Origin of the sequence: Pseudomonas sp. BN102 (assembly GCF_029871245.1) — a bacterium.
Lineage (GTDB): Bacteria > Pseudomonadota > Gammaproteobacteria > Pseudomonadales > Pseudomonadaceae > Metapseudomonas.
Map to the genome: position 1 here is coordinate 46343 of NZ_SSON01000068.1, position 23175 is coordinate 69517.

The following is a 23175-nucleotide window of genomic DNA, read 5'->3' on the forward strand; positions in this document are numbered from 1 at the left end:
CTGTTCTGCAGCTTCCTGCTCGATCGTAGCGGCATCCGCCGGACCGTTCGCTGACGCGGCGACAACTACCTCAAGGCCCCGGGATGGACATCTTTCGTACCCTGGCAACCCTCCGACCAACCTACCTCGACGCCCTGTTCGCGCGCTGGCGGGCGACCTTCCGCCAGTTCGAGTACGAGCCCGACTTGCGCTCGGACCTGTTCAGCGCGGAGCAGATGGAGCAGCACGGCCCGCTCCTGGCCGGGCTGCACTGCCTGAGCCCGCACAGGACTTCGGATGGGCTGCTGCAGCGATTGGCCGACAACGAGGCGACCCTGGCCAGCAGCTGCAGGATCCTCACGGCCGCCTCGCTGTCGAGCCGACGCATCACGCCCGCCGGGGAATGGTTGCTGGACAACCACTACCTGATCGAAGAGCAGATCCGCACCGCACGCAAACACCTGCCCAAGGGTTACTGCCGTGAGCTGCCGCACCTGGCCTCCGGCAATTCCGAGGGATTGCCGCGGGTCTACGACATCGCCCTGGAAACCATCTCCCACGGCGATGGACGGGTGGACTGCGACAGCCTCGGCCGCTTCGTCGCCGCCTACCAGGCCGCGACGCCGCTCAAGCTCGGCGAACTCTGGGCCATTCCCATCATGCTGCGCCTGGCGTTGATCGAGAACCTGCGCCGCGTGGCCTCACGCGTCATGGCCAACTGGGATGACCGCAACCTGGCCGATGATTGGGCCGACCGACTGGCCGAAATCGCCGAGCAGGACCCGAAAAGCGTCGTGCTGACAGTGGCGGACATGGCGCGCGCCGCGCCACCGATGACCAGTTCCTTCGTCGCCGAACTGGCCCGGCGGCTGCAGGGCCAGAGCGCGGCGCTGGCCTTGCCGCTTAGCTGGATCGAACAGCACCTGGCCGAATCGGGGCTGAGCATCGAGCGCCTGGTATCGGCAGACGCCCAGCAGCAGGCTGCCGACCAGGTGGCGATCAGCAACAGCATCGCCAGCCTGCGCCTGCTGTCGGCAACCGACTGGCGCGATTTCGTCGAGGGCATGAGCCACGTCGAGCAGACCCTGCACAAGGACCCGGCCGGCGTGTATGGCGCCATGGAATTCGCCACCCGCGACCTCTACCGGCACGTGGTGGAGCACCTGGCAAAACACTGTGAACACTCGGAAACGACAGTGGCCCGCACCGCCCTCGAACTGGCCGACAGCGCACCGTCAGAGGATATCGCGAGCCACGTCGGCTACTACCTGATCGACAAGGGGCGGCCAGAGCTCGAACAACGCCTGGCTGTAAGCCTGCCACTCTGGGAGCGCTGGGAGCGCCTGTTGCAGCGCGCGCCCCTGCTCTTCTTCCTGGGCCCGGTGGTGGCGCTGTCCCTCGGCCTGACCTGGCCCTTCATGCGCTGGGCGCTAGCCAGTGGCCTGCCGCCCTATGCAGTGGCCCTGCTGGCGCTGCCAGCCGCCCTGATGGCGAGCCGGCTGGCGGTCAGCCTGGTGAACTGGCTGGTCACCCTGACCGTGCCCCCCCACCAGCTCCCGCGCCTGGATTACAGCAAGGGCATCCCCACCGAGGCACGCGCCCTGGTGGTGATACCCACTTTGATCGGCAGTGCCAAGGACATCGACGAGCTTTGCGAGGGCCTCGAGGTACGCTACCTGGCCAACCGCGACAACAACCTGCATTTCGCCCTGCTGACCGACTTTCTCGACGCCAGCACCGAAGTCCAGGAGCAGGACGCCGAGTTGCAGGCACTGGCGCGGGAACACATCGAGGCGCTGAATCGCAAGTACCCCGACGCCGCCGTGGACAGGTTCTTCCTGTTCCATCGGGCACGTCGCTGGAATCCCGCCGAGGGAACCTGGATGGGCTTCGAGCGCAAGCGCGGCAAGATCTCCGAACTCAACGCACTGTTGCGCGGCACTGGCCTGGAACGCTTCGCCCTGATCGTCGGCAGGCTCGACGTCCTCTGGCAGGTGAACTACGTCATCACCCTCGACACCGATACCCAACTGCCGCGCGATGCGGCGCGGCAGTTCGTCGGCACCCTGGCCCACCCACTCAACCGCGCCCGGTTCGATCCGCCGGGGCGTTGCATCACCGGTGGTTACGCCATCCTGCAGCCACGGGTAGGCATCAGCCTACCGAGCACCGCTCGCTCCGCCTATGCCCAACTGCTCGGCAGCGACGCCGGGGTCGACCCCTATACCCGAGCCGTGTCGGACGTCTACCAGGACCTGTTCCAGCAGGGCTCGTTCATTGGCAAGGGCTTCTATGCCGTGGATGCCTTCGAGCAGTCCCTCGACGGCCACTTCCCGGACAACAGCATTCTCAGCCATGACCTGATCGAAGGCTGCTACGCACGCTCCGGATTGCTCAGTGATGTGCAGCTCTACGAAGAATTCCCGTCGCGCTACAGCAGCGATGTGAAACGCCGCCACCGCTGGATTCGCGGCGACTGGCAACTGCTGCCCTGGACCCTGCCCTGGGCACCGAACGCCCACGGCCGCCTTGAGCGCAACCGCCTTTCCGCCCTGTCGCGCTGGAAGATTGCCGACAACCTGCGACGCAGCCTCGAACCCGCAGCATTCCTGGCCATGTTCCTGGCGGGCTGGCTACTGGTGGACCAGCCCCTGGCCTGGACCCTGGCGGTACTGGCCATTGGCATGCTCACGCCGCTGCTCGCCTCGCTGCTCGATGTCCTGCGAAAGCCCCACGACATGTCTCTGGGGCAGCATCTCAAGGCCACCCTGCGCAGCTCTTCCCAGCACTTTGCCCGCGCCCTGCTGACCCTGGCCTGGCTGCCCCATGAGGCCCACTACAGCCTCGACGCCATCCTCCGCACCCTGTGGCGCATGTACTTCAGCAAATCCCGGTTGTTGCAGTGGAGCCCGTCACGGGAGGTGGAGCGCACCAGCACCAACCACCTGAACGGCCTGTACCGGATGATGTGGATAGGCCCGGCGCTGGCCTTGCTGCTCGCGTCGCTGCTGGTGATGAATCCGCTGGCCCTGGTGGCTGCCGCTCCCCTGCTGTTGCTGTGGCTGGCGAGCCCGGCGATCGCCTGGTGGATGAGCAGGCCCTCGACTCCCAGGCGCTTCGCTCCGGCTCCAGGGGACCTGCGTTTTTTGCGCAACCTGACGCGCCAGACCTGGGCCTTCTTCGACCAGTACGTCGGCCCCGAGGACAACTGGCTGCCTCCGGACAACCTCCAGGAACACCCCACCACCACGCTCGCCCACCGCACTTCGCCGACCAACATCGGCATGGCGGTCCTGGCCAACCTGGCCGCCTACGACTTCGGCTACCTGAGTGCGGCGCGCCTGCTGCACCGCTGCGACCGGACCCTGGCCAGCATGGCGAGCCTCGACCGATACCGCCGGCACTTCTACAACTGGTATGACACCCAGACCATGCAGCCCCTGGCGCCGCACTATGTATCGACAGTGGACAGCGGCAACCTGGCGGGCATGCTGCTGACCCTGAGTCCCGGCCTCCTTGCGCTGGCCGACGACTGCCCCTTCCAGCCGAACCAGCTGCGCGGCCTCGACGACACCCTCGATGTGCTGGAGAACGCGTTCGCCGGCAACGAACACGCAGGGCACAACCTGCGCAGGCTTCGCGGCACGCTGGATGCGGCGCTGGCCGCACCACCGGCATCGCTGATGGACGCCTTCGACTGCCTGCAGGCGCTGAGCGGCGAGGCGGAAGAGCTGGCGGCCGACAGCGACGCCACACCCGACAGCGACGCTGCATTCTGGCTGCTGTCCCTGCGTGCCCAATGCGCGGACCTGCACGACCAATTGCGCCTCTGCCTGTTGCCCAGCGCCGGCGACGGGGTAGCCGCCACGAACATCACGCCCCTGCCCTCCTGGCGCCAGCTCGCCCAGCTCGACGTCGAGCGATGGCCGGAACCGATGCGCGACAGGGTCTCCGCCGTTCGCGGCCATGCGGCCGCACGGATCAGCGATGCCGAGCGCCTGGCTGAAACTGCTGCAAGCCTGGCGGATATGGATTTCGGTTTCCTCTACGACCGCCAGCGCAACCTGTTCACCATCGGCTACAACGTCGACGAGCGCCGCCTGGATGCCAGCTTCTACGACCTGCTCGCGTCCGAGGCGAGGCTGAGCACCTTCGTGGCGGTCGCCCAGGGCCAACTGCCCCAGGCGAGCTGGTTCAGCCTCGGCCGGTTGCTCACCAGCACCCGTGGCGTGCCAGTGCTGCTGTCCTGGTCGGGCTCGATGTTCGAGTACCTGATGCCGCTGCTGGTGATGCCGCGGTACGAAGGCACCCTGCTCGACCAGACCTGCTGCGCCGCCGTCGCCAGGCAGGTCGAGTACGGCCAGCAGCTGGGGCTTCCCTGGGGCGTCTCGGAGTCCGGCTACAACACGCTGGATGCACACTTCAACTACCAGTACCGGGCCTTCGGCGTGCCCGGCCTGGGGCTCAAGCGCGGCCTGGGCGATGACCGGGTGGTGGCGCCCTACGCCTCGGCGCTCGCCCTGCTGGTGGCCCCCGAGCTGGCTTGCCGGAACCTGCAGGCCCTGGCGGCCCAAGGCCTGGCCGGACGCTATGGCCTGTACGAAGCCATCGACTTCACCCCGGCGCGCCTGCCTCGCGGGCAAAGCTTCGCCGTGGTTCGCTCGTTCATGGTTCACCACCAGGGCATGAGCTTGCTGGCATTGGCCAGCCTGCTGCTGGATCGCCCTATGCAGAAGCGCTTCGAGTCCGATCCGCAGTTCCAGGCGAGCGCACTGCTGCTGCAGGAACGCGTGCCCAAGAGCGCCCGGGAATACCAGTACACCTCCGACCTCCAGACCGGCAGCGCCGACACGCGGCCCGTCGAAAACAGGCTGCGGATATATGCCGACCCTGGGCGCCGCCAGCCCGCCGTACAGTTGCTGTCCAATGGCCGCTACCACGTGATGGTCAGCAGCGCCGGCGGCGGCTACAGCCGCTGCCGAGACCTGGCGGTGACCCGCTGGCACGAAGACGCCACCTGCGACGACTGGGGCATGTTCTGCTACCTGCGCGACGTTGCAAGCGGCGATTTCTGGTCCGCCGCGCACCAGCCGACGCTGAAGCGGCCGGACCAGTACGAAGCCATCTTCTCCGATGCCCGCGCGGAGTTCCGCGTTCGCCAGCGGGACTTCGACGCCCACAGCGAAATCGTCGTCTCCCCGGAAGATGACATCGAGCTGCGCAGGATCACCCTGACCAACCGCGCCCGCACCCGGCGCAGCATCGAGTTCACCAGCTACGCCGAAGTGGTGCTGGCGCCGGCCGTCAGCGATGCGCTGCACCGGGCATTCAGCAATCTCTTCGTGCAGACCGAACTGCTCAAGCCCCTGCAGGCGATCCTCTGCACGCGCCGGCCTCGATCGAGCACGGAGCAGGCGCCCTGGTTCTGCCACCTGTTGGCGGTCCACGGAGCGGACGTCGACGCCATCTCCTACGAAACCGACCGGGCGCGCTTCATCGGCCGTGGCCGCAGCCTGACCAACCCGGCGGCCATGGATACCGGCGGTGAAATGCTTGGCGGCACCTCCGGCTCGGTCCTCGACCCTATTGTCGCAATCCGCTGCCGCATCACCCTCGATGCGGGCCAGGCGGCCACCCTCGACCTAGTCAGCGGTGTCAGCGACAGCCGCGACGGCTGCTTGCAACTGATCGACAAGTACCGCGACCGCCACCTCGCCGACCGGGTTTTCGACCTCGCCTGGACCCACAGCCAGGTGCAGCTGCGTCAGCTCAATGCATCCCTGGCCGATGCCTGGCTCTACGAGCAGATGGCCGCCTCCATCCTCTACGCCAATGCCGCGCTGAGGGCGAAGAATGGCGCCCTGACCGGCAACCTGCGCAACCAGTCCGGCCTCTGGGGCCAGGGGATTTCCGGCGACCTGCCGATCGTGCTGGTGCAGATCACCGATGCGGCCAACATCGAGCTGGTGCGCCAGCTGGTGCAGGCCCATGCCTACTGGCGACAGAAGGGCCTGGCGGTCGACCTGGTGATCTGGAACGAGGACAGCGCCGGTTACCGGCAGCAGCTCCAGGACATGATCATGGGCCTGATCACCTCCGGCGCCGAAGCCAACCTGATCGACCGACCGGGCGGGATTTTCGTACGGCCGGCGCAACAGCTCTCGCAGGAAGACCGCACCCTGATCAAGGCCGTAGCGCGGATCATCGTCAATGACGCCGCCGGCACCCTGCATGACCAGATCCTCCGCCGTCAGCCCAAGGGACCCTGGCCGCGCTTCGACCCTGGCCTTCTTCCCCCGCAGGCACAGGCGCCGGAGCCTGCGACCGGCACTGCCGACCCTGCCCTGTGCCTGGCCAACGCCTATGGCGGCTTCAGCCGCGACGGTAGCGAGTACGTGCTGAAGCTGGAGCCTGGTGTCGCCACCCCAGCCCCCTGGGTCAATGTGCTGGCGAATCCGGCATTCGGCACCGTCATCTCGGAAAGTGGCGGCGCCTACACCTGGAACCTGAACGCCCACGAGTTCCGCCTGACGCCCTGGCAGAACGATGCGGTTCGTGATGCCAGCGGCGAGGCCTTCTACCTACGTGACGACGAGACCGGGCACTACTGGTCACCCACGCCCTTGCCCAGGCGCGGCAGCGGCCCGTACGTGACGCGCCACGGCTTTGGCTACAGCTGCTTCGAGCACCGCGAAGAGGGTATCGAAAGCGAACTCTGGGTCTACGTGGCGCTCGACGCACCCATCAAGTACTCGCTGCTGAAAGTCCGCAACCTGTCCGGGCGCCCCCGCAAACTGTCCGTCACCGGCTATGTCGAATGGGTGCTGGGCGATCTGCGGAACAAGACCGCGATGCACCTGGTCACCGAATTCGACAGGGGCGCCGGCGCGCTCCTCGCACGCAATGCCTACTCGATGGAGTTTCCGGGGCGAGTGGCCTTCTTTGCGGTAGACCCGCCGAGCCGCAGCCACACCGCGGACCGCAGCGAGTTCATCGGCCGCAACGGCAACCTCCAGGCACCGGCCGCGATGGCGCAGAGGCAGCTCCTCGGGCACTGCGGCGGCGGCCTAGACCCCTGCGCAGCCCTCCAGGCAGGTATCGAACTTGCACCCGGCGCCTCACGGGAGCTGGTGTTCTGTCTGGGTGCCGAGCAGAACGCCGGGGCCGCCGTGGGCCTGCTGCGCAATGCCCTCAGCCTTGGCGCAGCCCATACGGCCTTGCAGTCCGTACGCGAACACTGGCGCGAAACCCTGGGGCAGGTGCGAGTAGAAACGGCAGAGCCCGCGGTGGATTTCATGCTCAATGGCTGGCTGATGTACCAGGTCATCGCCTCGCGCTTCCTGGCCCGCAGCGGCTATTACCAGTCCGGCGGCGCCTACGGATTCCGCGACCAGTTGCAGGACAGCATGGCCATGCTGCATACCGCCCCGGCCAGCGCACGCCAGCACCTGCTGCTGTGCGCCGCCCATCAGTTCCTGGAAGGCGATGTGCAGCACTGGTGGCACCCACCCATGGACCGCGGCGTACGCACACGCTGCTCGGACGACTACCTGTGGCTGCCACTGGCCGTCAGCCGTTTTGTCCGGCAAACCGGCGACCAGAGCGTACTCGACGAGCAGGTTAGCTACCTCGAAGGGCGCGAACTGAATGCGGGCGAGGAATCCTATTACGACCTGCCGGAGCGCTCGATGCTGCAGGAAAGCCTCTATCAGCATTGCCTGCGTGCGCTGGAACTCGGAATGCCACGAGGCGCCCACGGCCTTCCGCTGATGGGTGGCGGCGACTGGAACGACGGCATGAACCGGGTCGGAGAACTGGGCCAGGGTGAAAGCGTGTGGCTGGGCTTCTTCCAGCATGAGGTGATGGAGCGGTTCGCAGTCACCGCACTCGAACATGGCGATGCCGCCTTCGCCGTGCGCTGCAACGAGCAGGCCGCGAAACTGCGCGCCAGCCTGGAGCAGCACGGCTGGGATGGCGCCTGGTATCGACGGGCCTACTTCGATGACGGCTCGCCGCTCGGCTCGGCCAGCAATGACGAATGCCGCATCGACTCCATTGCCCAGAGCTGGTCGGTGCTTTCGGGTGTAGCCCCGCTCGAGCGGCGGCGCCAGGCAATGGACTCGCTCTATGAGCATCTGGTGCAGCGCGACGCCGGCCTGATCCTGCTGCTTACGCCGCCCTTCGACCGCTCGCTGCCCGATCCAGGCTACATCAAGGGCTATGTCCCCGGCGTGCGCGAGAACGGCGGCCAATACACCCATGCCGCGGTTTGGGCGAGCATGGCCTTCGCCGAGATGGGCGACAGCGCGCGGGCCTGGAAGCTGCTCGACATGATCAATCCGGTGAGCCATGGCCTCGCCGGCGCCATCGAGACTTACAAGGTCGAGCCTTACGTGCTGGCGGCCGATGTCTACGCCATGCCCCCGCACGAAGGCCGTGGGGGGTGGAGCTGGTACACCGGCGCCGCCGGCTGGATGTTCCGTCTCATCCTCGAGTCACTGCTCGGCGTGCAACGCGAGGGCGCAAGCTTGCGCTTCGAACCCGTGCTGCCAGCAGGCTGGCGGGGCTACAAGCTGCGCTACCGCTTCGGCTCGACGCTGTACCACATCAACCTGGTTCAGACCGAAAGCGTACCGGGCGGCCAGCAAGTCAGCCTCGATGGAGAAAGGCTCGAAGATCGCCGTGTGCCCCTGGTGGACGATGGCCAGGATCACCATGTCGAAGTCCACTGCCAACCCTGTGGGCCAGCGCAACCGCGAGACTGGCCCGAGGACAGGATGGTGCACACGTCGGGCCGCGGGGACGGCACCGTGTAAAGCTCCACTGGCTAGCGCCCGCTGCCCTTGGCGAATTGATTCGACTTATGGAAATGCAAGAAAGTGGAACGACCAGGTAATCCAGGTGAAATCCGGGCTACCAGGAGGGTTAGCCTCTGTGCGAGGCACTGGTAGCCGGACTGCACACTCAGTTGCAAGAGGCTCGCTGAGCGTCTTGCTTCGCGGTCAAAAATGCTGCCGCTGCCCCTGAATAACCCGGTACAGGTACAGCGCGATCGCCAAGATCAGGAGGATATGGATGAACCCACCCATGGAGTAGGACGTGATCAGTCCCAGCGCCCACAGAACCAACAACACGACCACAAGTGTTTCGAGCATTTCAGGTCTCCTTCGCAACACGGCAATGTCCTGCCTGTTCACAGGTTGCATCCGGAGTAAGGGGCCAGTCTGTATGGCAACGCACGCAAGGCAGATTGTTCGCGACCAGCAACGATCGGACACTCGCCAGTTCCCTGCTGCGCCCGACCTTGCCTGTCTTGGCGAACAGACCTACGACAGCAGGATGCTTGGCTGAAGCCGTTTACTGACGCCTGGTTGTATAGGGCAGTAGACGGTCCGTCTCTTTCTTGACCACCGCATAGCACTCGCAACTCAGCGCCTCGAGTTTGGGACGGTCGAGCACCGTGATGTGCCCGCGGCTGTACTCGATCACGCCAAGCTTCTGTAGCTTGCCGGCGGCGTCCGTGACGCCTTCGCGGCGAACACCGAGCATGTTGGCGATCAGCTCCTGGGTCATTGTCAGATGGTTGGTCGGCAGGCGATCCAGCGACAACAGCAACCAGCGGCACAGCTGCTGGTCGATCGAATGGTGCCGGTTGCAGACCGCCGTTTGTGCCATCTGGGTGATCAGCGCCTGGGTGTAGCGCAGCATCAGAAGCAGCAGCTCGCCGTGGCGATTGAATTCGGTCTTCAACCGCTGCCCCTGCAGCCGGTAGGCGTGGCCGGCGCTCTGTACGATGGCCCGGCTCGGGGTGCTTTCGCCGCCCATGAACACCGCCAGGCCTATCAGCCCCTCATTGCCGACTACCGAGATTTCCGCCGAGGCGCCGTTTTCCATCACATAGAGCAGGGAAACGATCGAGTCGGTGGGAAAATAGACATGGCGCAAGGTGTCCCCCGATTCGTACAGGACCTTGCCAAGGGGCAGCGGAACCAGTTCGAGCTGCGGGACCAGGCGTTGCTGAACCTCCTCCGGCAAGGCGGAAAGCAGGTGGTTCTGCAAGGGTGAAGGCTTGTCGGACATAGGGTTCACCATTGACCTGGGTGCCTGGAAAAGGCGCCCATTTCATTACCATACGCCAACGGAGCCGCTCCGGACGGGATGTTGGATGGAAAGCACGCTTGCTTTGCGCAGACTGGCTGGTCGCCCTGAGTATCGAGATAACTGCATAGCGAGCCTGTGGCGGGGGCCCGCCGCATCAATAGCGGAGTTCCGTCGAGCGAACGCTCTTCACGCCTCGGACGTTCTGCGCAAGCTCGATCGCCAGGTCACGCTCGGCCCCACTGTCGACGAGGCCGCTCAGGGTAACGATGCCGCCGTTGGTGCTCACCGAGATATCGGAACCGCTGACGTTGCTCGAATACATCAAGATGGACTTCACCTTGGTCGTAATCCAGCTATCGGCGACGTCACCCTCAGCTTCCTTCTCAGTGCTCTTGGCGCTCTTGACCGGCGTCGGCTTCAAGGCGTCGACCACCAGCTGGTTGTCCACCGACACTACGCCAGTGGTGCTTGTAGCCAGGCGGCCGGCAAGGTCCTTGTCCGCCTGGCTATCGGAATTGCCAGTCAGTGTCACCTTGCCCGAGCGGGTCGCAACGTGGATCGTCATGCCATCGGTCTGTTTGCTCCACAAGAGCTTCGACTTGACCGCGGCGGTGGTCGTGGCGTCATCGACCATGACCCCATAGCTCTGGCCCGGACCCGACTTCGGCGGGACGTAGTCGGGCTTGACCACGATCTGGTTGTCCACTGACTTGATTCCGCTGACACCCAGGGCAATATCTTTGGCCAGGTCCTTGTTGACGCCTTCCGCGACGTTGCCGGTCAGGGTGGCCTTGCTGTTTCTTACCGACACCCGGAGATCATTGGCCCGCAGCTGCGGACTCAACGCAAAAGTCGTCCATATCTGGGTTTCCTGGCGGACATCGGTGAAGCTCTGAGACTCAGCGGAAGCCATGCCGCTCATGGTCCCCAGCACCATCGCAATGCTGACGACGAGGATCAGCTTGCGGGATTGCGTGTGCATCTGGTTTCACCATTCAGGAAAGGGATTGATCCGAACCGGGAACGCTTGCACGACTGGTCCGCTGGTTTGGGCCGCCTGACGCGCCGCGTGGCGGTTCGCCAGGGGTCTTGTCTGGCTCAGAACCTGCATTTCTCAAGGAAACGCTTGACCTGCTTTTCCGCCTCGTCACGGGTGATGCCGTAGCGTTCCTGCACCAGGCCGGATAGCCGCTGCTGATGCCCTTCGGAATTCAGCAACTCATTCTCGCCCAGCTTGCCCCAAGCGATCTTGGCGGTACCGACATGTTGGTTCCATTTGCCCTTGAGTTCGTCCGTGCTTGGCAGGCTCATGACTTTCTGGGCGCCTGGCTCATGAGGTCGTCGTCGCCCTCGGCAGCGCGCAGTGGCTCTTTCGCAGCGGGCTTGGCGGGAGCCCTGTCCGTATCCTTGGGCATAACTCTTTTGAGCTCTTCGCGAAATGGAGCCTTGGGATCAGCCGTGCGTTCGGGCTTGGTGAAGAAGGGTGACCTGGTGGTCTGGCCCGAATTCCGAGCTGTGTTGGCGGCAGGTGCCGCGCCGCTGTTCGGGATAGGTTTGCTGTGCTTGCTCATATTGACCTCTGAGGTCGGTGTGGGGCCTGCACTGTGGCAGTGAACACGCAATCCGTCGGTGCGTTGGCGCGCTTACCTGCCTATGAACGCTGTGCCACGCACCTGCGCCCGGTAACGCATCGCCGGCCCTGGGCTGCCACAGGGTGCGATAGCGTACATACCGGGGCACGCAGACGGCAGAGAATGAAACAAAAGGCAGAGCAGCACCGGCTGCAGCAGGCACAGACAATGAACGGGATGTACGACTCGAGCTTGTTCCAGCGCATCGATGCGCAGTGCCAACCGCTGCTGCGCTACCTGCACAAGCTCACGGGCATCCGCTATACGGCGGTTGCCGTGGCGGGTGGCACTTATGAACTCAGCCCGATCCATGGCGAGCGTGTACACGCCAGCCATGAACAGCTGGCCAATGCCGAGGTTTGGCAAAAGCTGGTCTGAGCAACGGGTATCTGGCTGAGCGACCAGCATCGGTTTGCCAACGCACAGACATGCCCACGGGTTGGCGACACGGTCATTCCTCCGCTCGCCGCGCCCCGCCAACCTTGCGGCCATTGGAGGTGACCATGAACCATCAGGAAAAGAAAGCCAGCAACGAAGACCATGAAGCCGGACCGACCACCAGAAGAGGGGCGGGACCTGAACTGATGGGAGCGGACACACTTATCGGGAATGATGTCTACAACCTCGAGGGAGATGACCTCGGGAACATCAAGGAAATCATGTTGGATATGCGCAGCGGCCGGATCATCTATGCGGTGTTGTCCTTCAAGCCTTTCCTAGGCCTGGGTGACAAGCTCTTTGCCGTGCCCTGGAGGGCATTGACGCTGGATACCGGGCACAAGCGTTTCACCCTCGACGTTGACAAGAATCGGTTGAAGGACGCCCCTGGATTCGACAACAGCCATTGGCCCGACATGGCTGACCAGCACTGGCAAAGCGAGATCAGCCGTTTTTACGGCAGCAAGGGTTGGGAGTGAAAGCCATGGGCCTTCGCGGAGAGGGCCTTGCTTGGCGCGGACTGCTACGGGTCAAAGACGCCGCCCCTGCCTCTGCCGGAACACGACCAGCGCGATCGCAAGGAACAGGAGAACGTGGATCAGTCCACCCATGTAAAAGGACGTGAGCACTCCCAGCGCCCACAGAACCAACAATCCGATCACGACAGTTTCGAACATTTCCGTTCTCCTGCTGCGGCACGGCAAAGGCCTGCCTGCTTGCAGGTTGCATCCACGGCAAGGGCCGGTCTGTACGGCAACGCACCCAAGGCAAACTATTCGCCAGCATCAATGAACGAGCACTGGCCACTTGCCTGCTGCGCCCGACCCGGCGGTGCCCTCGACTGCGATCAATCGGGCTTGCGTGCATTAGCGAACAGACCACGCCGCCACTGAGTGCAAGAGTGAAGCATGAGAAAACGCGGCACCCTTCTCATGCCACCCAGGATTCCCGTGTGCTGCAGGGCAAAGGGGCGACCACAGTGATCAACCATCTTCTCAATGGCATCCCGGGCAGAGAGCGCGACAGGCTCCTCAACCATTGCGAATCGGTAGAGCTGGTCTTCGGCAGCATTCTTTGCGAGGCAGACCAGCCGTACAGCCATGCCTACTTCCCGCTTACCGGCTTCATTTCCCTGGTGGCGAAACTGGATGCTCATCGGCCCCTGGAGATGGGACTGATCGGCCGCGAAGGCATGCTGGGCGTGACGCTCATGCTGGGCGTTCGCAAGGCGCCAACCCGCGCAGTGGTGCAAGGCGCCGGAAACGCCTTGCGGATTGCTGCCCCGCACCTTGGACGCGAGCTGTGCGAGTGCCCCACTCTGCAACGCCGTATGAATCGCTATCTCTTCGTATTGATGGCGCAACTGGCGCAAACGGCCGCCTGCACCCATTTTCACGAGATCCAGCCCCGACTGGCTCGCTGGTTGCTAATGACACACGACCGGGCGCAGGCCGACCATTTCCATCTCACCCATGAGCTTCTCGCTGACATGCTCGGCGTGCGTCGCAGCGGCATCACCGTCGCTGCGGGGGCGTTGCAGCAGAAACGCCTCATCCACTACACCCGCGGTGAGATCACCATCCTCGATCGTGCCGGACTCGAGGCAGCTGCCTGCGAATGCTACGGCGCGGTGACCGACTGCTACAGCAAAATGCTTGGCTGATGCCTCGACGCGCAGACTACGCCCAACCCTCAGGCTCGACTGCAGATGCTTTCCGGTTTTCACAGCGGGCCGCGGGCCGACCTTCCGTCGTCCCCGGGCCTGCGTTGGCGGATGCCAGGGCAAAGCCTTGCAGCCCTGCCCCAGCCGTTATTCCAGTAGCCCGCCCGTGCCATAGAGCTCGGGACGGCGATCCTTATGCAGGTTGTTGTGCTGGCTGATGCGTTTGTTGCGGGCTTCATTCAGGTTCAGCCTGGCCATCAGGAGCTGCTCGCCGCCCATATCGGCCGGCCCCGCCAGGGGGTAGCCATCGGGGTCGACGATCACCGAACCCTGCACCCAGTTCACCCCGCGCTCCAGCCCGTGCCGATCACAGGCGGCGATGAACATGCGGTTGACTGCAGCGTTGGCCTGGACCCTCACGACTTCGGCCGGACGCTCGAATGGCGGGCGCGGGCCGTCCGGCCAGTTCACCGGCGCGCAGAGCAGCTCGGCGCCGGCCAGCGCCGGCAGGCGCACCCACTCGGGGAACTCCAGGTCGTAGCAGACTATCACCGCGATCCGGCCGAAGGCCGTATCCACCACTGGCGGCGGCTCCGTGCCGGCGGTGAAGAGGGCGTTCTCGCCGTCCCAGAGGTGCACCTTGCGATAGATCGCGCGCAGGCCGTCGCGGTCCACCAGCGCCGCGCTGTTGGCGACACGCTGCTCATCGAGGCGCTCGCAGAAGCCGCCGACGACGACGATATCCAGCTCGCGGGCCAGCGCCTGCCACAGTCGCAAGGTCGGGCCATCCGTCGATTCGGACGACGCCAGCGCCTCGCCCAGGTCATGGAACAGATAGCCGCTCTGCACCAGCTCCGGCAGCACCACGACCCGGGCGCCCTGCAATGCCGCAGCGCGAACCGCCCGCTCGACCAGCCGACGGTTGTGGGCGAGGTCGCCGATCTTCGGCGCCAGCTGACAGCAGGCGACCTGGATATTTCTGCAAGCGTTCAACGGGCTTCACTCCCTGGCATTGCGTTCACTGTTGCGAACCCGTGTCATGCCGGGTCATGGCGAGGATGTCGCGCTCGGTGATGGCGTCGATGACGCGGCGTTCGCTGTCGAGATCGAGGGATCGGCTGAGGATGAAATAGGTCAGGCCGGACACCAGCAACCCCACCAGCCAGGCGATGTCCACGCCGCCCAGGAGGCGCGCCATGGGCCCGACGAACACTTCCTTGCCGGCCGCGGCATCGAAGATGAAGAAGAACGGAATCATGCAGATGAACCCCACCACGTAGGCCAGGATCCCGCGCACCTGCCAGGCGCCGTAGAGGCCCTTGGGCGTGAAGAAGTGGGGTATCGCATAGCGGCCCTTGCGGACGAAGAAGTAGTCCACCAGGTTCACTGCGGTCCAGGGCACCAGGAAGTACAGCATCAGCACCAGGAAGGTATTGAGGATGGAGATGCCATTGCCCCGGATCGACAGGACGCAAGCCAGCAGCACCAGGGTGATGGCGACGATCGCCAGGACGCGGGCGCGGGGTGTCGGCGAAATCTTGCGGAAGGAATCGACCCCGGTCAGCAGCGTCAGCATGGCGCTGTAGGTATTGAGGGCGATGACCGGAAGGAAGCCCGCCACCGACACCAGCACCAGGACATGACCGAGGCCCGGCATCAGGGAGGTGCCCACCCGATCCAGCGCCACCAGGGCATCGGACACCTGCAGCTGCTGCGCCAGCCAGGCGCCGAGGCCGATCATCCAGCCGCCCGACAGGGAAGCACCGATGAACACCGCCGCAATCAGTTTGGTTCGGCTGGTGTCCTTCGGCAGGTAGCGCGAATAGTCGGACACATAAGGGGCATAGGAGATGTTGTAGCTGGCGGCGATGGCGAACTGGGTGGCGAAAGCGACCCAACTGAAGCCGAGGCTGCTCTGCGGTGCGGTCTCCCCCTGCCCAGCGCCGAACATCAGGGCGATGGTCACCAGCGCATAGAGCGGCAAGGTCACCAGCAGGGCCCATTTGAACGCCTTGTGCATCAGATCGTGGCCGTAGATCGACAGCAGCGCCCCGACCGCGATCACGGCGCAGGCAACGGCCACCGGGTCCAACCCGAAGACACTCTCGAGGCCGCCGATGATCAGCGAGACGTTCACCACGTTGAAGCCAACGAACACGAACAGGGTCGCCATCAGCGCCAGCACCACGCCGCGATAGCCGAACTGGGCGCGGGACTGGATCATCTGCGGCAGGCCCATTTCCGGCCCCTGGGAACCGTGGAAGGCCATGAAGAGGGTGCCGAACATGATGCCCAGCGCGCCGGCCAGGGTGGTCCACAGGGCCGACAGCCCGAGGCTCGGCCCTACGAACCCGATGGAAATGGTGAAGAAGTGGAAGTTGCCGAGGAACCAGAACGGCCCCTGGCTACTGAGCCTGGCGTGCCGCTCGGACTCCGGGATGTAGTCGATCGAGTGGCCTTCGATGGCCAGGCCGCCACTGGTTTCAACGACGCTGGCGGGTGTGTTGGACCCTGACATGGGATGCTCCTGCGCTCCGAATCGAGCGTGATCTTGTTCTTGTGGTGGTGCCGCAGGCATGGCCCTTGGCAAACATCGATTCCATCCATGTATGGCGAGTGACGCTGCCTTTACCTCATGGCCAGCGCACCCGGACCCGACCTATCATCGCCAGCCAGAAACGGAGCGCCTTTGCGCGTCCCTGGGGCTCGCATGAATGCGGGTCAGGCTGCACTCTAGGGGGCGGCGCAGGGCCGTAAAATAGCGCGGGCCAACTGTTCACATAGAAAGTCATCTATGTAACGAGTTATCGGAGGCAGCATGCTGGGGAACGTATCCGAGCTGGATATCCGCTTGATCAGGGTCTTTCTCGCCGTCGTCGAGGCGGGAGGCGTCTCGGCCGCGCAGACGGCGCTCAACACCACACAGCCGACCATCAGTGCGCAACTTTCCTCGCTGGAGACCCGCCTGGGGTTTCGCCTCTGCCATCGCGGCCGTGCCGGCTTCGCCCTTACGCAGAAGGGCAGCCAGTTCCTCGATGCCGCGCGAAGGCTGCTGGCCGCCGCCGAGGGGTTCCGCCTCGAGGTCCAGCACATCAATCGCACCCTGTCAGGCACCCTCAACATCGGCCTGCTCGGCCAGATCGACCCCGTGGCCAACAAGAATATCGCCCTGGCCATCGCCCGCCTGCGCGCCCGCCACGAGGGGCTGTACTTCCAGTTCACCGAACTGTCGTCGTCCTTCCTCGAAGAAAAGATCATCAACGGCCACCTCGACCTCGCCATCGGCTACTTCTGGCGCCGGCTCGACACGCTCGACTACTTTTCGCTGTTCCGGGAAACGCAGATTGCCTATTGCGGCTCCTCGCACCCGCTGTTCGACCAGGCCGGGACGCTCAGCCGCGAGGACGTGGCCGAACACCAATGGGTCTGGCCCAGCCACCCTCTGCCGGAGATGCCGGCGCCCACCTCCATCGAGCGCCTGACCGCCCTCACTGACAGCATGGACGGCGCCGCCCTGCTGATCCTCTCCGGCCAGCATCTGGGCTTCCTGCCGCAGCACTATGCCGCCCGGCACGTGGACCTGGGGCAGTTGCACGCGCTCAACCCGGAGCAGCTGCGCTACGAGGTCTGCTTCCACGCGGCGGTGCGCCGTTCCACTCGCCAGAGCGATCTGGTGAGCGCGTTCCTGACTGAGTTGATGGATGTGTTCGGAGTGGGTTGAGCCCGAGAGCCGAAGTCCAGTGTCGACCAGGTGCGGCCGAGTGTTTTGCCCCTATTACCTTATTGCCCGCAAGCTCGAGGAGTCCTTGCCTTTGGAAATAGCCCCAGGCTTCATCGTCCATGAAACCGACCATTGGATAATCAACCATCACATGGCATCGGCATTGCCCGGATACCTGATGCTGGGCTCGAGGAAGAAGGTCAGCTCGCTTTCCGAGCTGCCTGGCGCGGCATTGGCGGAGTTGGGCGGCCTGCTCGCGCGAACGCAGCAGGTCGTGGAAACACAGCTGAGGCCCAAGTGGCTCTATATCAGTCGCTTCGGTCACGTGCCAGGACACCCCATCCACTTCCACGTCATCCCGATTTACGACTGGGTCGAAGCGTTGTTCTGGAAGGACGAGCGCTACAGGCAGCTGGAGAACTTCGCCACGCCGGACAATGCCGAGTCCCTTACGGATGGTGCCGAGTTGACGCTCTTCATCTGGCGGGAGTTCGGCGAGCGGCACGATCCACCGCCCATCCAGGGCCTATCGATCAGCCAGGCCATCGAGCGTTTGCGCGCTGCCTTTGAATAGGCTTGTGCAGGGTGTCTGCCACTCGATGATCACGACACCGCCCTGAACAGCTGTCAGGTCGGCTCAGGTAAAGACTGCGTTTTCTCCGGCGGTTTGACCGAACCGATGTACACCGCAAGGATGGTCAGCAGCGCGCCGCAAATCTGCAGCTACCGCTTGCGGGGCGAAGCGTTACGCCTTTGGAGGCGTCGCCTCCTGTGCCGATGAGCGACTGAGCGCGAAGCGATCAGGCTGGGGCGCCGGGCAGGGGGAGCGGGAAACGTACTGTTGCACGGAGCCAGGCGAGGACGCTCACACAAACTTGCCAATCCAGTGCAAATCCCGCCTGTTATCCGTGCATAACCAAACCTCACGGCTGCAACGGAATAGACGGCCCCAGGTAGTCGTTGGCCTGCTGGATATCGTCCTGGCCAAGCGCTCCCACCGAGGCCGACAGGCGCAACCGTGACAGCAGGTAACGCAGCTTGGCCTCCAGCAGGTCGCGGCGGGCGATGAAGGCCTGCTCCTCGGCATTGAGGATATCCAGGTTGGTGCTGGTGCCGGCCAGGAAGCCCTTGCGCGCCGAGTCCTGGGCTCGCTCGCTGGACACCACCGCCTTCTCCAGCGCGCGCACCCGCTGCTCGCCACTCTGTACCCCACGGAACTCGCGGGTAGTGCCAGACAGCACCTCCTCGCGGCTCGAGTTCAGCTGGTCATTGGCCAGCTCGCGGTTGGCCGCGGCCTGGCGCACCTGGGCGCTGGTCGCGCCGCCGGCGAAAATTGGCATGCGGAACTCGACCCCCACCGAGCCATAGCGGTTTGTCTGATTCTGGGTCGAGACCGAATCGCTTTCCAAATCGTTGTAGGCGGCGACGAAATCCAGGGTCGGCCAATGCCCGGCCTTGGCCCGCTTCACTTCCTCGTCGGCAACATCCAGGCTGCGGCTACGGGCGATGATGGCGGGGTTGTTGGCCCGCGCGTCGTTGATCCAGTCCTGCAGGGCCGGCGGCTCCAGAGGCGGTGTGGGGAATTCAGTGCGCAGAGTGGACATATCCTCCGGCAGCACGCCGAGCAGCTCCTGCAGCAGGCGACGCGCCACCAACAGGTTGTCCTCGGCCTCGATCAGCTCGGCCTGGGCGAGGTCGCGCCGGGCTGAAGCCTGGTCGATATCGATCACGGTGCCGTCGCCCAGTTGGAAACGCCGCTTGGCCGCCAGCACCTGTTCGTCCAGGGCCTTGAGCTTGACCTTGGCCAACTCGATGGTCTCCAGCGACAGCAGCACCGAGAAGTAGCGGGCAGCCAGACTCACCGCCGACTCCTGGGTCTTGGCGTCGAACACCGCATCACTGAGCAGCGTGCGCTGTTTGCCTTGGCGGTACTCGGCCATGCGCTGCTTGTTGAACAACGGCTGGCGCAATTCCACCACCGCGCCCTTGGAGTCGTACTCCAGATCGTTTTCCACGCTGCGACCGAGGACATTGTCCTGCTCGGTGGTGCCGTCCACACGCCTCCAGAACGCGGTGCTGTTGATGTTCGGCAGCAAGCCAGACTTGCCCAGTTCCTTGTACTCCTGGCCAGCCTGGCGCTCATGCACCGACGCCAGGTAGGTGGGGCCCTGGTTCTGATAGGTGTTCCAGGCTTCGTTGAGGTCCATTGCGGACACAGGCAGGGCTACGGCTCCGAGGAAACCGGCTACAGCCATCCGGGCTCTCATATCACTGCTCCTTGAATGCGCTTTCGACACGACCCATCAGAGGTTTCATCAGGTAGCTCATAAGGCTGCGTTCCCCGGTCTTGATGGTGACGGTGGCCGGCATGCCTGCGCGAATATTGTTCGGCCCGAGCAGCTTCATGCCTTCTTCAGTCACTTCTACCTGGGTCAAGTAATAGGGCTGTTTGCTGTCCTCGTCCACCAGGCGGTCGGCGGCGACTGTCATTACCCGGCCGGGGATGTTCGGCGTCTGGGCGTGGTTGAAGGCCGGGAAGGTGATGTCCACCGACAGTCCCGGCACCATCTTGTCGATAGCCTGCACCGGCACCTGGGCATCCACCTGCAGGGGCTCCTTGTCCGGCACCACGTCCATGATCCGCGCACCGGGCTGGATGACCCCTCCGACGGTGGCGATGTTCATGCCCAGGACGATGCCGTCGATCGGCGAACGGATGACGGTGTTCTCCACCTGGTAGTCGATGGAGCGCAGGCGTTCGGCCAGGGAGGTCGCTTCCTTCTGCACGTCGGTCAGCTGCGACTCCACCTCCTTCTGGAAGTCCTGCTCGCGCTGGAGGATGCGTAGCTTGAGCTCAGCGATCTGGTTGCGGGTACGGCCGATGTCAGCGATGTTCTGCGCCATGGAGCCGTTCAGCTCGGAGGCGTTGCGCTCCAGTTCGAGCATGCGGTTGCGCGGTATATAGCCTTCGGAGGCCAGGCTGCGCACCCCTTCCAGCTCCTGGCCCAGCAGGCTCGACTGGCTGGCGCGGGTCGCCTGGACCTGGCGCAGGCCCTTGAGCTGCTCTTCGGCGCCGTTGAGGTTTTCGTGCAGGATGCTGATCTCGCCCAACAGAGCCTTGCGCCGGGTGTGGAACAACCGCTGTTGCAGGGCGATGGCTTCCTGCAGGCGCGGGTCGCCGCCGAAGCGCTCCAGCAGAGCGGGAGTGAAGGTCACCGAATCGGCGCCATCGCGCTCGGCGGAAAGCCGGTCCTCCACCGTCTTGGCCACTATGTACTGGGAACTCAGGGCGCCCTGCTCGGCGATCGCCTGGGTCGGATCCAGCAGCACCAGCTCCTGTCCGGCGCGAACTTTATCGCCCTCGCGCACCAGGATGGCGTCCACCGTGCCGCCGGTGAGATGCTGGACCGTCTTGCGGGCGTTGGTGACGTTGACCGTGGCGTTGGCGACCACGCCGGCATCCAGCGGGGCGAACACCGCCCAGACCAGGAAACCGCCGAAGCCAGCCAGTACCAGCCAGATGCCCCAGCGCGCCGGGCGGATATCGTCCATGTCCACCTGGGCCGGTTGCTCAACCCGAACCAGTGCCTTGCTTTCGCTTGCCTGTTGCATGATCGGTTACTCCTTCGCCCGCATCGACGCCAGGTTGGGGGTGCCTACCGAAGGCATGACACTGGCCTGGCGCAGGGCCGCGAACACTTCGTCGCGGGGACCGAACGCCTGCATGCTGCCATCGCGCAGCAGCAGGACCTTGTCCACCGTGCTGAGCACGCTGGGCCGGTGGGATATCAGGATCAACGTCTTGCCGCGCTTCTTCAGGTCGATGATGGCCTCCACCAGTGCCGCCTCGCCCACGTCGTCGAGGTTGGCATTGGGCTCGTCGAGCACGATCATCGACGGGTCGCCATAGATGGCCCGGGCCAGGGCGACGCGCTGTTTCTGTCCACCGGAGAGTGGGCTGCCGTCCACGCCCAGCGGCGTGTCGTAGCCCTTCTCGAAACGCAGGATCATTTCGTGCACCCCGGCGCGCTTGGCGGCCAGTATCACTTCCTCACTGTCCAGTTCGCCGAAACGGGCGATATTGTCGGCGATGGTGCCTTCGAACAGCTCCACGTCCTGGGGCAGGTAGCCGATCCAGGGGCCGAGTTCCTCCTTGTTCCACTGGTAGATGTCGGCACCATCCAGGCGCACCTTGCCCGATTGCGCCGGCCAGACGCCCACCAGCAGCCGCGCCAGGGTTGACTTGCCGGCTGCCGAAGGGCCGATGATGCCGAGGGCTTCACCGGGCGACAGGCTGAAATTGACACCACGCAGGATGGTGACCACACCGCCAGGGGCGGCGGTCATGGCCTGCTCCACGGCGAGCATGCCTGCGGGTTTGGGCAGCGACATCGCATTGACCCGCGCCGGGAAGTCCTGCAGCAGTTTGGACAGGCGGTCCCAGGAACCTCGGGCGGAAAGCAACTGCTTCCACACCGCGATGGCCTGCTCGACCGGCGCCATGGCACGGCCGCTGAGGATCGAGCTGGCGATCATCATCCCGGCGGTGATATCGCCCTTGATCGCCAGCCAGGCGCCAGCGCCGAGAATCAGCGACTGCAGGGTGATTCGCACGAAACGGCTGGCACCATTTATGTACGCGGCGCGGTCCGAGGCCTGGGTCTGTTTTTCGAGGATGCGCTTGTGGCTGCCGTACCAGCGCTCGCGGATCGCCGGCAACATGCCCATGGCCTCGATCACTTCGGTATTGCGCAGGTTGTTGTTGGCAAAGGTGCCGGAGGACATGGCCGCCTGGTTGGCCTCCGACAGCGGGACACGGGTGACCACCTCGGTCAACAACGCGAGACCGAAGAGAATCGCAGAGCCGATCAGGGTGATGATGCCCAGCAGCGGGTGCACGAGGAAGATCACCAGCAGGTAGATCGGCGTCCAGGGGGCGTCGAAGAACGCAAACAGACCGTTGCCGGTGAGGAACTGGCGTACCTGGGACAGGTCCTGCAGTGCCTGGGCCGGATTACCGCCGGCACGGCGCAGGTTGCGTTCGAAGGACGCATTGAAGATCCGTTTGTTGAGGGTCATGTCCAGCCGGTTGCCGAGTCGGATCAGCACTGTGGAGCGCACCACCTCCACCAGGGCCATGAGGACATAGAGCCCGACCATCAGCACCGTGAGCATGATCAGGGTGGTGACGTTGCTGCTCGCCAGCACGCGGTCGTAGACCTGCAGCATATAAAGTGCAGGCGCCAGCATCAGTAGGTTGATGACCCCGCTGAATCCGCCGACCACAAAGAAGGTGTGCCGCAGTCGATTGAGAGCTTCAGACAACTCGGAACGGGGCTGCGAGAAATTCTTCATCTCGGCGCTCCACTGGCAGATGGTTGGATTGGGTCATGACGACCGTATTTTTATAGTTGGAACCCGCAGAGCGATTCGGCACCAGCCCCCGCGGCAGCCTAACAACAGGCTTAGTCAAAGCTACCGCCGGATGCCAGCGGGAACCCCCGACTAGCTGACGGCTGACGAATTAAGCGCGACCAACGCGATCACGGCGTTGCCGATAGTCACTCGCGTTTGCACGACAAAGCACGCCGCAGAGGCTCTGGAACGGCCTTCTACGGCCATTCGACGGTGCCGGGAGTTGC

At 64.4% G+C, this 23175-nt stretch carries 16 protein-coding genes and 1 pseudogene; 6 read left to right on the forward strand and 11 right to left on the reverse strand.

Annotated elements, in window-relative coordinates; genetic code table 11:
* Positions 1–83: 83 nt before the first annotated feature.
* Positions 84–8795 (forward strand): glycoside hydrolase family 94 protein, encoded by an 8712-nt coding sequence (locus E8F12_RS15565; protein WP_280326149.1) that lies wholly within the window; start codon positions 84–86, stop codon positions 8793–8795.
* Positions 8796–8981: 186 nt separating this feature from the next.
* Here E8F12_RS15565 and E8F12_RS15570 read toward each other — a convergent pair whose 3' ends face one another.
* From E8F12_RS15570 to E8F12_RS15585, 4 genes are all read right to left on the reverse strand, one after another.
* A complete protein-coding gene (locus E8F12_RS15570) occupies positions 8982–9134 on the reverse strand; it encodes a lmo0937 family membrane protein (protein WP_280326150.1) in 153 nt (50 codons plus the stop codon).
* A 202-nt stretch (positions 9135–9336) separates the two neighbouring features.
* Complete coding sequence (locus tag E8F12_RS15575; protein ID WP_280326151.1) at positions 9337–10059, reverse strand: Crp/Fnr family transcriptional regulator; 723 nt, start codon at positions 10057–10059, stop codon at positions 9337–9339.
* A 175-nt stretch (positions 10060–10234) separates the two neighbouring features.
* The gene (locus E8F12_RS15580; protein WP_280326152.1) at positions 10235–11062 is read right to left on the reverse strand and encodes a BON domain-containing protein; all 828 of its coding nucleotides are present in this window, start codon (positions 11060–11062) and stop codon (positions 10235–10237) included.
* A 116-nt stretch (positions 11063–11178) separates the two neighbouring features.
* Positions 11179–11391 (reverse strand): CsbD family protein, encoded by a 213-nt coding sequence (locus tag E8F12_RS15585; RefSeq protein WP_280326153.1) that lies wholly within the window; start codon positions 11389–11391, stop codon positions 11179–11181.
* Between the two features lie 443 nt (positions 11392–11834).
* Here E8F12_RS15585 and E8F12_RS15590 point away from each other — a divergent pair, with 443 nt between their 5' ends.
* The gene (locus tag E8F12_RS15590; RefSeq protein WP_280326154.1) at positions 11835–12089 is read left to right on the forward strand and encodes a hypothetical protein; all 255 of its coding nucleotides are present in this window, start codon (positions 11835–11837) and stop codon (positions 12087–12089) included.
* Positions 12090–12214: 125 nt separating this feature from the next.
* Positions 12215–12628 (forward strand): PRC-barrel domain-containing protein, encoded by a 414-nt coding sequence (locus tag E8F12_RS15595; RefSeq protein WP_280326155.1) that lies wholly within the window; start codon positions 12215–12217, stop codon positions 12626–12628.
* Positions 12629–12679: 51 nt separating this feature from the next.
* Here the strand turns inward: E8F12_RS15595 and E8F12_RS15600 are convergent, their stop codons facing one another.
* Positions 12680–12826, reverse strand: a complete 147-nt coding sequence (locus tag E8F12_RS15600) for a lmo0937 family membrane protein (protein ID WP_280326156.1) — start codon at positions 12824–12826, stop codon at positions 12680–12682.
* A gap of 275 nt (positions 12827–13101) precedes the next feature.
* On the opposite strand from E8F12_RS15600, the gene E8F12_RS15605 reads away from it, so the two are divergent.
* Positions 13102–13812, forward strand: coding sequence for a Crp/Fnr family transcriptional regulator (locus E8F12_RS15605; protein WP_280326157.1), 711 nt, complete (start codon positions 13102–13104; stop codon positions 13810–13812).
* Between the two features lie 147 nt (positions 13813–13959).
* Here E8F12_RS15605 and E8F12_RS15610 read toward each other — a convergent pair whose 3' ends face one another.
* Both E8F12_RS15610 and E8F12_RS15615 read right to left on the reverse strand, forming a co-directional pair.
* Entirely contained in the window at positions 13960–14805 is an 846-nt protein-coding gene (locus tag E8F12_RS15610; RefSeq protein ID WP_280326158.1) for a nitrilase family protein, read from the reverse strand.
* A 25-nt stretch (positions 14806–14830) separates the two neighbouring features.
* Entirely contained in the window at positions 14831–16330 is a 1500-nt protein-coding gene (locus E8F12_RS15615; RefSeq protein ID WP_280326159.1) for a cytosine permease, read from the reverse strand.
* Between the two features lie 300 nt (positions 16331–16630).
* Here E8F12_RS15615 and E8F12_RS15620 point away from each other — a divergent pair, with 300 nt between their 5' ends.
* Complete coding sequence (locus tag E8F12_RS15620) at positions 16631–17533, forward strand: LysR family transcriptional regulator (RefSeq protein WP_280326160.1); 903 nt, start codon at positions 16631–16633, stop codon at positions 17531–17533.
* A 91-nt stretch (positions 17534–17624) separates the two neighbouring features.
* A complete protein-coding gene (locus E8F12_RS15625) occupies positions 17625–18107 on the forward strand; it encodes an HIT family protein (RefSeq protein ID WP_280326212.1) in 483 nt (160 codons plus the stop codon).
* A 53-nt stretch (positions 18108–18160) separates the two neighbouring features.
* Here the strand turns inward: E8F12_RS15625 and E8F12_RS29935 are convergent.
* The 4 genes and pseudogenes from E8F12_RS29935 to E8F12_RS15640 form a co-directional block, all read right to left on the reverse strand.
* Positions 18161–18256: pseudogene (locus E8F12_RS29935) on the reverse strand (EamA/RhaT family transporter); the annotation flags it as partial.
* Positions 18257–18456: 200 nt separating this feature from the next.
* Positions 18457–19800, reverse strand: coding sequence for a TolC family outer membrane protein (locus E8F12_RS15630; RefSeq protein WP_280326161.1), 1344 nt, complete (start codon positions 19798–19800; stop codon positions 18457–18459).
* Between the two features lies 1 nt (position 19801).
* Positions 19802–21145 (reverse strand): HlyD family type I secretion periplasmic adaptor subunit, encoded by a 1344-nt coding sequence (locus E8F12_RS15635; RefSeq protein ID WP_280326162.1) that lies wholly within the window; start codon positions 21143–21145, stop codon positions 19802–19804.
* A gap of 6 nt (positions 21146–21151) precedes the next feature.
* Complete coding sequence (locus E8F12_RS15640) at positions 21152–22888, reverse strand: type I secretion system permease/ATPase (RefSeq protein WP_280326163.1); 1737 nt, start codon at positions 22886–22888, stop codon at positions 21152–21154.
* Positions 22889–23175 lie beyond the last annotated feature (287 nt).

Bases quoted from the DNA above. Each gene is read 5' to 3' on its own strand.
- E8F12_RS15565 (WP_280326149.1), top strand. From the start codon at position 84: ATGGACATCTTTCGTACCCTGGCAACCCTCCGACCAACCTACCTCGAC.
- E8F12_RS15570 (WP_280326150.1), bottom strand. From the start codon at position 9,134: ATGCTCGAAACACTTGTGGTCGTGTTGTTGGTTCTGTGGGCGCTGGGA.
- E8F12_RS15575 (WP_280326151.1), bottom strand. From the start codon at position 10,059: ATGTCCGACAAGCCTTCACCCTTGCAGAACCACCTGCTTTCCGCCTTG.
- E8F12_RS15580 (WP_280326152.1), bottom strand. From the start codon at position 11,062: ATGCACACGCAATCCCGCAAGCTGATCCTCGTCGTCAGCATTGCGATG.
- E8F12_RS15585 (WP_280326153.1), bottom strand. From the start codon at position 11,391: ATGAGCCTGCCAAGCACGGACGAACTCAAGGGCAAATGGAACCAACAT.
- E8F12_RS15590 (WP_280326154.1), top strand. From the start codon at position 11,835: ATGAAACAAAAGGCAGAGCAGCACCGGCTGCAGCAGGCACAGACAATG.
- E8F12_RS15595 (WP_280326155.1), top strand. From the start codon at position 12,215: ATGAACCATCAGGAAAAGAAAGCCAGCAACGAAGACCATGAAGCCGGA.
- E8F12_RS15600 (WP_280326156.1), bottom strand. From the start codon at position 12,826: ATGTTCGAAACTGTCGTGATCGGATTGTTGGTTCTGTGGGCGCTGGGA.
- E8F12_RS15615 (WP_280326159.1), bottom strand. From the start codon at position 16,330: ATGTCAGGGTCCAACACACCCGCCAGCGTCGTTGAAACCAGTGGCGGC.
- E8F12_RS15620 (WP_280326160.1), top strand. From the start codon at position 16,631: ATGCTGGGGAACGTATCCGAGCTGGATATCCGCTTGATCAGGGTCTTT.
- E8F12_RS15630 (WP_280326161.1), bottom strand. From the start codon at position 19,800: ATGAGAGCCCGGATGGCTGTAGCCGGTTTCCTCGGAGCCGTAGCCCTG.
- E8F12_RS15635 (WP_280326162.1), bottom strand. From the start codon at position 21,145: ATGCAACAGGCAAGCGAAAGCAAGGCACTGGTTCGGGTTGAGCAACCG.
- E8F12_RS15640 (WP_280326163.1), bottom strand. From the start codon at position 22,888: ATGAAGAATTTCTCGCAGCCCCGTTCCGAGTTGTCTGAAGCTCTCAAT.